This window comes from Waddliaceae bacterium (genome assembly GCA_018694295.1).
In the GTDB taxonomy this organism is placed as follows: Bacteria; Chlamydiota; Chlamydiia; order Chlamydiales; family JABHNK01; genus JABHNK01.
In genome coordinates, this window is sequence record JABHNK010000040.1 from 1 (window position 1) to 9,937 (window position 9,937).

The window sequence follows — 9,937 nt, forward strand, 5'->3', positions numbered from 1 at the left end:
AAACCTTTAATTTTTAAAGAAATATAGCATAAAAAGAGGTATTCCTTCAAGAAATATATATAATAAAGAGCTTATTATCAGAGGCCTTTTATAAAAGGATGCTCAAGAGCTTCTTTTGCGGTGATGCGTCTTTCGGGGTCTGTGGCGAAGCATCTCGTAATGAGATCTATAAGATTCTCAACATCAGTATTACACTCACGTATAAGTTTTTTTATTTCGGTGTTGCCTTTTTTCAAGAATAGATTTCTTAACGACGCTTTTATCGTTCCAGCTTCAGAACTCGGGTCAGAAAAATCTTGCAGACCTAAAACTTCTTTGATTTCTTTTAGCTGTCGGGAGTCTTTACTACCAGGAAAAATAGGACTTTTGGTAACTAGCTCGGCAAGGGTGGCTCCTACGCTCCACATGTCGGCAGAACGAGAGAGGACCTTTCTTTTTACGAAGGTTTCTTTTCCGTCGTGGATTTCTGTTACATTGCGTGTCGGTATCCCATCGCATAGATCAAAAGCACGGTAATGCCTTGTTGTGGGAGGGTCCGGGAGACAATAGTCTTCTTGTCGAACGCGGGGGCTGTATGATATGCCGAAGTCGCAGAGCTCTACGCCTAAAAGACTACTCTTTCCGTCGGCTATTTTTTCTGTGAACACCAAGACATTTCCTGGTTTTATGTCGTAGTGTATGATACCGGCATCATAAAGTTTTTCAAGCTGAGAAAATAGATCTTTTGCTATAAGATGAATATGGCGGAGGCCTAAATCATTGTTTGTTAACAATGTATTTAGATCGCAAGCAGCAAGATCAGAGACAAGGAAATAACGGTCTTGCTCTAAGCCCGATAAATGCTTTAAAAGAAAGTCTTCTTTCGTCTTTCTAGTAAATGTAAAAGAGTCTATAGGAAACGACGGCAGAGAATCACTATCTCCGGGACATTGAGCCCTAGCATCATCGGCGACGGCTTTTTCGTATAAGAAACCACTTCTATAACTGAATGCTTTTACCGCCACTTCGTGGGTTTTTTTTGCTCCATGACGCCAAGCATTGATGCTATATACAGTGGAAGATCCTCTTCCTCCTAATATTTTACAACAAGCTGCCATTGTCCGGGGAAAGAAACATGTCAGCTCACCACTCGCGCATACTAAAGCAAAGTGTTCCTTTGTCAGCCTCGAGAGTTCTTTTTCTAAAGGTGTTAGTGACAGCGGCCTTTTTATGCCTACGATTTGTCCCGTGAAAAAAGGATGCCTCAATGCATCTTTGACGCTGTATTTTGATGAACTTAATTTTACGATAAGGTTGTCGAGTTCAGGGGGGGTAGGACCTTCACAGATGTGCCTAAGAGAATGAACAATATATGCGACGCGCGATAAATTTTCTTTTTCTCCTATTGTCGAGAATACTTTATAATATTTTTGATTTGCGATAGTGATACTATAATGTCCAGGATTCCCAGATATCTCGAAAGTGTCACGAGTCATGTTAAAAAGCACTACACTTTCTATTTGTCTGTTCTTAAGCTGATACAGCTTGTCGAGAATTTTCAGCATTTTCCAAGCTATACTCTTGATGGTGTCGGCGTTGGAAAAATAGCTATCGATATATTCGCCAAGTGGAATAGGCCTATGGAGAACAGGCGAAGAAAGGTTAATATCTGTAGAACTAATAGGAGAAGCCATATTACTCGATCTCTTCCTCTCCAACAAAACGCCACATACCTTCAGGGAGATTCCCTAGCATGATATTTCCGACCCTTACGCGCTTCAAGCCCGTAACTTCAAGCCCTACAGCTTCGCACATACGGCGTATCTGCCTTTTACGTCCCTGACGCAAAACAAAACGTAGCTGGTCGTCATTTATCCATTCGACTTCTGCTGGCCTAAGTTTTAAGCCGTCGAGCTCGAGACCATAGCGTAATAACTCCATGCCCTCATCAGAAAGGTCGCCTTCGACCCTGACAAGGTACTCCTTTGTAAGCTTCGTATTGTCGCCGATGAGTTTCTTCGCAACCGTGCCATCTTGTGTGAAAAGCATCAGACCTTTGGAGTCTATGTCGAGCCTGCCAGCAACGGCGAGCTTTTTAAGATGCTCAGGCTTAAGATCAATATCACCACGCTGACGCCACTGGTCTTCAGGAGTTATAAGATCGCGGGCATCTTTGTAGCCTTTGTCGACAGCAGGGGAGGACACATAGCCTATAGGTTTGTTGACGGCGATGGTGACCTTGGCCTTCTGACGCTGTGACGCCCTTCTGTCAAGGACGATGACGGCGTCTTCGGAGACCTTGGTGCCCAAGACATCGACGACGGTGCCATCGACGACGACCCATCCCTTCGCAATATATTCGTCGGCTTCACGACGGGAGCATATCCCTCGCGACGCCATAATCTTTGATAATCGTATCATGCGCAAAAGTATACCATGTCACTGCATATAATATCAACGTTAGTTAATTGCTGTAGAGCTGCCTTGATCCCGTACGTCATCGAAAAAGTCATGCCCAAGAGCGTCTTTTGCGGTGAGACGCTTCTCAGGGTCGAAAACAAGGCACCTAGCAAGCAGGTCTATAAGATTGTCAGAGTCTTGTTTGGGGAAAGCTTCCTTTATGCTCCATTGCCACCACCTTTTGGGATTCAAAAGCGCTTTTAGTGATTCGCGTATCTTTTCGTCGGTTGGTTGTGTTCTGGGGTTGAAAAAGCTAGATTTAAAAACGCGTTTAATATGTTGAAGATGATGACCGCTTTGATCACTTATCGTATAATCCGTATTGATGACTCTATAACCGCTATCGAAAAGTATTTTTTTTGTTACTAGGTCGAAGATGATACAGGCGACACTCCATACGTCGATAGCAGGTGTAGGCGTTTCCCCGCGGCATACTTCAGGAGCGCGGTAATAGACCGTTTGTACCGTTCTTGGTATAACACCGTCGGTGTCTTCAATTTCAGGACTTCTTGATATCCCAAAATCGCCGATATGTGCAGAAGGAAATGTTCTTTTTTCCGCAGGGCCTTTTAATTTTACTAAAATGTTTTCTAGCTTAATGTCATTATGGATGATCCTAATGCGGTGAAGACCGGCAAGCTGGCTGAAGATGTCATATGCTATTTTTTTGACACCTAAAATAGTAAAGATGTTTTTTTGATTAAAAGTATGTAAGTTGTAATCAGCTGCTTCGAAGACAAGGACGTGTCTGTTTTTAAGACTGTCGAGGGTTTCATCAGCAAATTTAAAATGATCACAAGGAAGAATTGGACTATTCGGGCCCATGTCCGGATGTTTTCTTATGTCGCCGGTGACAGCTTTTTCATAACGGAACTCGCTTTCCTTTTTAAAAACTTTTATCGCAACCTTGTGAACTTTTTTGTCACTAAGTCTGTAAGCATCGTATATATATACGTCAGAATACATTCCTATTATCGGCACTGGCCGCTCATGATATTTTCTTGGCAGTAAATATATTACGTTGCCGCTTTCTCCGCGCATAAGATAATGCGTTTTCAGTCTTTCCTTGACATAAGTATGTTCTTTGAGATCAGATATTATGTTGTCAGTTAACCACGTTGGCATAAGCAATTTTTAATATGTTAATGACAAAAAATTATAATACAGAACCTATATTAATAAGTAGGGTTTTTCTGTTTCATCGACATCGTTTCGATGGCAATGACAGCGAAGGCAAGGCAAAAAGCGTAGACGTTTCGTCTGCGTTTTTTGCCTTGTCGCGGGTTTGCAAAGGGACTTTTCCCTTTGCCGCGGGATTGTTAAGGGACGCGGAGTCCCTTAACATTACTTAGTGAACTGAAAGACTTTGAAATCTTCGGCGACGTCGACGTTTGGGAAAACGGCGCTGGCTTCTTCGATGAAGTCTTTGGCGTTGTTATATCGTGCTGAGAAGTGTGTGAGTATGAGGTTTTTTACGTCGGCTTCTTTTGCTATAGTGGCGGCTTCTTTGGCGGTGAGGTGGTAGTGTTTATTGGCGAGTTTTTTATGCTCTTCGAGGTATGTGCTTTCGCAGATGAGCGTCTTTGCGCCGCGGGCGATGTCGATGGCTTTCTGGCAGTATCGCGTGTCGATGACGACGCTTAGAGCATCGCCATGGCGTATAGTGCTGACATCGTCGAGCGTTACCGTCTTGTTGTCTGCTGTTATCGTCCCTTTTTTCGTAAGCTCTTTTATCATAGGCCCTACTATGCCATATTCGTCGAGTTTTGCTTTGTCGAACTTCCTGGTGTCGGGTTCTGTTATCCTCCATCCGATGTTGTCAATGCCGCCATGTTCTAGGAAGGCCGCCTCGATTTTGAAGTTGCCATCGTCTTCGACGATGCCTTCTTCACTGACGGGATGTTCTACTACGGTTATTGTTTCGTGGTATATCGTGCTGTAACGTAGGCGCCTGAAGAACTTCTGTCCGCTGGCGGGGTAGTAGCAGTGTATTGTATGTGTAACTTTGTCGAGGTTCAGCCTCATAAGCATAGATCCTAGCCCTAGGCAGTGGTCTCCGTGGAAGTGTGATATGAATATACGTTTTACACAGGTGGGAGCGACGTTGGCATGGATGAACTGCCGCTGGCATCCTTCGCCGGGATCGAAGAGAAGGCCTTCGTTGTTCCACCTTACAAGGTACGCGCCGTGGTTTCTGTGGCGTGTTGGTTGTTGGCTCGAGCATCCTAGTATTGTAATATCGCGTACTGACATCGTAGTATTATCTCGCTTTTAAAAGGTTAGTTTTCCCTATTAGCGCACCAGCGACGCCTCCGGAGATGTGTGCTGTATTGGCAATGTTTAGGGCGAAGGGGAGTGAATAGCCAAAAATCTGTGCTGAGAATGATATCGTCCCTATAACGAAAAGAGCAAAGACGAAGAACGCGATGAAGTGTATCGAAGAGCTCGGCAGGGGATACCCTTCCCATGGGGCTTGACGATGCCGCATCCATATAAACGCCACCATGCCACAAACCACGCCGGAAAAACCTATGAAGAAAGGCCCGCTGACGAGGTACTGCACCGTGTTGGAGACGATGCCGGTAGTAATGATAAGGGCTAGGGCTTTGGCGATGCCGATACGTTGCTCTATCTGGTTGCATAGGATAAAAACCCATAGCATATTAAAAAGGATGTGAAAGAGGTCTCCATGGAGAAGGCATGGCGTAAAAAGCCTCCACACCTCGCCGTCGGAGATTTTCTTGAAAAGCATCACTTCAGGAAAAGAATAATGTTCCTTGTCGTGGTACCACAACATAAACTCTTCGTAGAAGCCACTCCACTGCGATGGCGTATAATAGTCGGGAAAGTCGTAGAGGAGAGTCCTCATAACAGGAGACACAAGCTTTGTCACGTAGGTCTTCTCGGAAGAAACGTTTTTAAAGACAACGCTAAGCTCTACTACAACAAAAAGCATCACACATATCGCTATGATCGACAACGTAAGCTTGCCGAAAGGAATAGAACGTGGCTGCTTTGCAGCGCCGCCGCCTTTTTTGCTGCTTTCTTTTTGTTTTTTGTCGTCACGGTGGATTTTATGTCCGCGGAAACGGGGGTCGTTAGGGTTCTCGGAAAAAGAACGATACCAACGCATGCTTTCTTCTACTTTGCTCTCGTCAAGAACCCATATAGCATAAGAAGGACCTCCTTCGGAAGGCACGGGCTCACAGGAGTTTTCTAGCCCCTGAGATATTAGGAACCCAGAAAATTCATAGGCGTCGTCGGCATTGTCGATGGTGGCGATAAGTCTCATGATTTTTGTATCTTCTCCACTATCTGTGACGTCGAAAGTCCTTCGACGATATCAACGAGGTGTATCGTTCCACCATTTTTCTTTACTACAGCAGCTTCTATGCAGTCGCCGCCATATTCTATGCCATTGACGTGAACGTCAGGCTTGATGACCTCGAGGACAGCACAAGGATTGACCTCGTCAAACCACGTTATATACCCCACAAAAGAAAGAGCCGCAAGCATCTGCATGCGATATTCTAGTGGTATTATCGGACGCTCTGCGCTTTTGTACCGCTGTATCGAAGCGTCGCTGTTGAGAGCGACAACGAGGACGTCGGCGCATTTCGATGCTTCGTAGATGATATGCATATGCCCAGCATGGAGCATGTCAAAAGAACCATTGAGGGTAGCGATGCTTTTCCCCTCACTGCGCAGCGCAGCGACGGTATCGGCGAGCTCTTCGGGAGCGACGACTTTAGGCGCCACTATATCGTTATAATATGGTGTCTTCGTCATCGTTTTTTCGCGCCTTTTTTCTTCTTGAAACCCTTCGGGAAGGCGATGTCGATGACTTCGTCGAAATACTCTACCATATGGGCAGTAAGACCTTCCTTGATATGGTCGGGGATCTTGTCATAATTTCGTAGGTTGTCTTTTGGTAATATTATAGTAGTTACACCAGAACGCTTCGCTGCGATCATCTTCTCTTTAAGGCCTCCTATAGCGAGAACCCTACCAGTAAGGGTCAATTCTCCAGTCATAGCAAGATTGTGGAGTATCGGCGTTCCCGTGACAAGCGATAGTAGCGACGTTGCCATCGTGATACCCGCAGAAGGTCCGTCTTTAGGGACAGCACCTTCAGGGATATGCATATGAACCTGTTCACCTTCGAAGAAAGGAACATCAGGAGCATATCTTCCAATGGCGCTATGTATGAAACTCCACGCTATCTCAGAGCTTTCTTTCATGACGTCGCCTGCCTGTCCAGTAAGCTGCAGAAGAAGTTTCTCGCTCTTGACGCGTATCGACTCAATATACAGCGTAGTACCGCCGTGAGACGTCCATGCAAGACCCATAGCAACGCCGACAGGAGTTCGCTTGTAATACTTTTCGCTGTCGAAAAGAGGCTTGTCGAGATACTCTTCGATGTTTGCTGTCGTCAAAGAATATTTCTTATGAGGCTTTTTCTTTGTAGCCCTTTTCTTCTTGCCTGTCTTTCCCTCGGAAGCCTTGACGATCTTAACGGCAACCTTCCTCATGATCTTTTTGATGAGATTCTCTAAAGTACGGACGCCAGGCTCTCGGGCATAACCTTCGATGATAGCATGGATCCCTCGTTGTGAGAAGGCTAGGTCTTTTGACTTCAAGCCCATCTTTTTGCGGTTCTTAGGGACAAGATATCTCTTAGCAATTTCCATCTTCTCCTCACGGATATACCCCGACAACCTCATGATATCCATCCTGTCCTGTAAAGGCTCAGGGATGGTGTCTAAGACGTTGGCAGTGACGATGAACAACACATCAGAAAGGTCGCATGGGACGTCGAGGTAGTGGTCGACGAAGGCGACGTTCTGGTCGGGATCCAAAACTTCCATCATAGCAGCGGCAGGATCGCCCTGGTATGATACCGACATCTTGTCGATCTCATCGATCATGATTACAGGATTCATCGTCCCCGTTATCTTCAGCGCCTGTGATATCTTCCCAGGCATTGCACCGATATACGTCCTACGGTGACCTTTGATCTCCGCCTCATCACGTACGCCACCGACAGAGAACCTGTAGAACTCCCTGTTTAGCGCGCGCGCTATGCTCATGCCAACGCTAGTCTTCCCAACACCAGGAGGGCCGACGAAGCAGATAATACTTCCCTTTACACCACCAGAAAGTTTCCCTACGCCGATAAATTCTAAGATCCTTTTCTTGATATCCTCTAAACCATAGTGATCCTTCTCAAGGATATCTTCCGCCTCGGAGAAACTGTTGGCGTCTTCGCTGACGACACCCCAAGGCATGATAGTAAGCCAGTCGAGATACCCTCGCGATACTGCATACTCGGCAGACTGTGGCTCTAACGCCGAAAGCTTCTCAATCTCATCGTCGATGACCTTCTGCACATTTTCAGAGACAACACGGCTTTCGAGGCGCTTCTTGAACTTCTCGATGTCGCTAGTCTTCTCGTCTTTCTCCATGCCAAGCTCTTTCTTTATCGTCTTGAGCTGCTCCGTCAAGAAAAATTCGCGCTGGCTTTTTGAAAGATTGCGCTCGATCTTCTTGTTGATAGTATTCTGTAGCTTGCTGATGTCAAGCTCCTTCTTCAACAACATCAACGTCTTCTCCGTACGCTCGCGGATGCTGAAAGTCTCAAGGACATCCTGAAGCTCCTCGCGCGATGCTGTAGTAAGCGCTACAGCAAAATCTGCAAGCTTTCCAGGCTCGGTGAAGTCGGAATGCCCCAAAAATATCTGTAGCTCTTCCTGGAAGATGGGGTTTACCTTAAGAAGATCTTTAATAGTAGCAATGATGCTCATGGAATACGCCTTGAGCGTCTTGGAAGTCCTCGAGCTTTTGTCGTCATAGATGTCTACAGCAGCACGAAGGTGTGGCTTCTCAGACTTCGAACCCTTGATGGTAATACGCTTCTCCATACTCAAAATAATCTGCGCACCACCACCCTCAATAGGGATGATACGAAGAATGTGCGCCAAAACACCGACCTTATTAAGACCCTTGAACCCTACAGTGATAGGGTCGGCGTCTTCTTCCTTGGTAAGGACAAGACCAACAAGTTTGTTCTTGGAATTCGCTACAAGCTTCAATACCTCATAAAAAGGACCCGGCTCGATGATGATAGGAGCCGCCATCCCAGGAAAAAAAGGACGACGCGTTATAGGCAAAATATATAAACCCTTGATATGAGAAATATTGTCGAGGTCGACAATGTTATTCTCGTCGATGTGTAACGATAAAGGCTCGTAAGAGTCTGCATCGCCACCATTGTTATCAAGGTCTAAAGAATCAATAATGTCTTTGTTCAAAATATGCTCCCATTGCTAGTAAATTGTATGATCATCAGTGTACCACTACTATATATAATCCATCAAGCACCGAAACATAAAATTTTCCTCGACATTTAAACCCGCAAAGCTGAAACTTAAGACTTTATGGATAACAACGAAAGACTTATGAAGAACCTAATAATAGACACCACAACAGAACAAAGCATCGTCGCCGTCGCCGACGACAACAAAATCATCTCTTCGACATTCCTGCCACAAGGATATAACCACTCGAAAAATATCCTCGTCTCAATAAAAAAATCTCTCGACAAGGCAAAACTCCAAAGAAATGATATTACTGCGATAACAGTAGCAATAGGACCAGGGTCGTATACAGGGATACGCGTCGGCGTTACAGTAGCAAAAAACCTCGCCTTCGCATGGAACATCCCAATAATAACAGTATGCTCGCTAGAAGGCTTCATACCAGAAAATAACGGCGCCTTCGCCGCTGTCATCGACGCCAAAATTAGCGGTATATACGCTATAATAGGAGAAAAAGACGGCAACAACATAAAATATACAACAACACCATCAGTATTGCCATGGAGTCAAGCAGCAGAAGCTCTACACGACGTCGAAACTATCATCACACCAAACAAAACAGCTATAGAAACAAAGATACAAGAAACCCTTAATAAAGATATCGCCGTGACAGAAATGCCACCATCACCACAAAGACTCGCCACCATAGCAGCACAAAAATATCACGATAACGATATCATCACCGACAACAACGTAAATATCCTATACCTAAGAAAAACTCAGGCCGAAATAGAACAACAGTAATCAGTGACCAGTGACCAGTTATCAGCGCTTTTCCTATCCGCTATACGCTACCCCTATACGCTATAAAAAGCATTGATCATTATAATGATACTGTGTTAGCATAGAACAAAATTAAAACCCTCCACGACGAAAAGGTAGGTGAAAAAACAATGACAAGCGTTAAAGTTAGACCAGGAGAGATCATAGACAAAGCTCTAAGGATCCTCAAAAAGAAACTTGATAAAGAAGGTATAATGAAATCAGTACGCTCACATCGCTACTACGATAAGCCTTCAGTTAAAGCTCGTGCTAAATCAAAAGCTGCTCAGAAATATCGTAAACGATAACTCTTTGACAGCGTATAGTTATAGCGGATAGCAGATAGATTTTACTATCAG

At 44.9% G+C, this 9,937-nt stretch carries 9 protein-coding genes; 2 read left to right on the forward strand and 7 right to left on the reverse strand.

Annotation, left to right across the window (positions count from 1 at the left end; translation table 11 throughout):
* Window positions 1-77: 77 nt before the first annotated feature.
* The 7 genes from HN980_04475 to lon all read right to left on the reverse strand — a co-directional run bounded on the left by HN980_04475 (window position 78) and on the right by lon (window position 8,735).
* Window positions 78-1,673 (reverse strand): hypothetical protein, encoded by a 1,596-nt coding sequence (locus tag HN980_04475; protein ID MBT6928731.1) that lies wholly within the window; start codon window positions 1,671-1,673, stop codon window positions 78-80.
* 1 nt (window position 1,674) lies between these two features.
* Window positions 1,675-2,400, reverse strand: a complete 726-nt coding sequence (locus HN980_04480) for an rRNA pseudouridine synthase (protein MBT6928732.1) — start codon at window positions 2,398-2,400, stop codon at window positions 1,675-1,677.
* 39 nt (window positions 2,401-2,439) lie between these two features.
* The gene (locus HN980_04485; protein MBT6928733.1) at window positions 2,440-3,564 is read right to left on the reverse strand and encodes a serine/threonine-protein kinase; all 1,125 of its coding nucleotides are present in this window, start codon (window positions 3,562-3,564) and stop codon (window positions 2,440-2,442) included.
* Window positions 3,565-3,783: 219 nt separating this feature from the next.
* Window positions 3,784-4,692 (reverse strand): ribonuclease Z, encoded by a 909-nt coding sequence (locus tag HN980_04490; GenBank protein MBT6928734.1) that lies wholly within the window; start codon window positions 4,690-4,692, stop codon window positions 3,784-3,786.
* A 7-nt stretch (window positions 4,693-4,699) separates the two neighbouring features.
* Window positions 4,700-5,731, reverse strand: a complete 1,032-nt coding sequence (locus HN980_04495) for a rhomboid family intramembrane serine protease (GenBank protein ID MBT6928735.1) — start codon at window positions 5,729-5,731, stop codon at window positions 4,700-4,702.
* A complete protein-coding gene (locus tag HN980_04500) occupies window positions 5,728-6,228 on the reverse strand; it encodes an adenylyltransferase/cytidyltransferase family protein (protein ID MBT6928736.1) in 501 nt (166 codons plus the stop codon). Before HN980_04500 ends, HN980_04495 begins: the two co-directional genes overlap by 4 nt.
* Window positions 6,225-8,735, reverse strand: a complete 2,511-nt coding sequence (lon, locus tag HN980_04505; GenBank protein MBT6928737.1) for an endopeptidase La — start codon at window positions 8,733-8,735, stop codon at window positions 6,225-6,227. The genes HN980_04500 and lon overlap by 4 nt, the downstream gene beginning before the upstream one ends.
* Before the next feature lie 162 nt (window positions 8,736-8,897).
* On the opposite strand from lon, the gene tsaB reads away from it, so the two are divergent.
* Window positions 8,898-9,560, forward strand: a complete 663-nt coding sequence (tsaB, locus tag HN980_04510) for a tRNA (adenosine(37)-N6)-threonylcarbamoyltransferase complex dimerization subunit type 1 TsaB (GenBank protein MBT6928738.1) — start codon at window positions 8,898-8,900, stop codon at window positions 9,558-9,560.
* A gap of 149 nt (window positions 9,561-9,709) precedes the next feature.
* Entirely contained in the window at window positions 9,710-9,886 is a 177-nt protein-coding gene (locus HN980_04515; GenBank protein MBT6928739.1) for a 30S ribosomal protein S21, read from the forward strand.
* The last annotated feature ends 51 nt before the right edge of the window (window positions 9,887-9,937 follow it).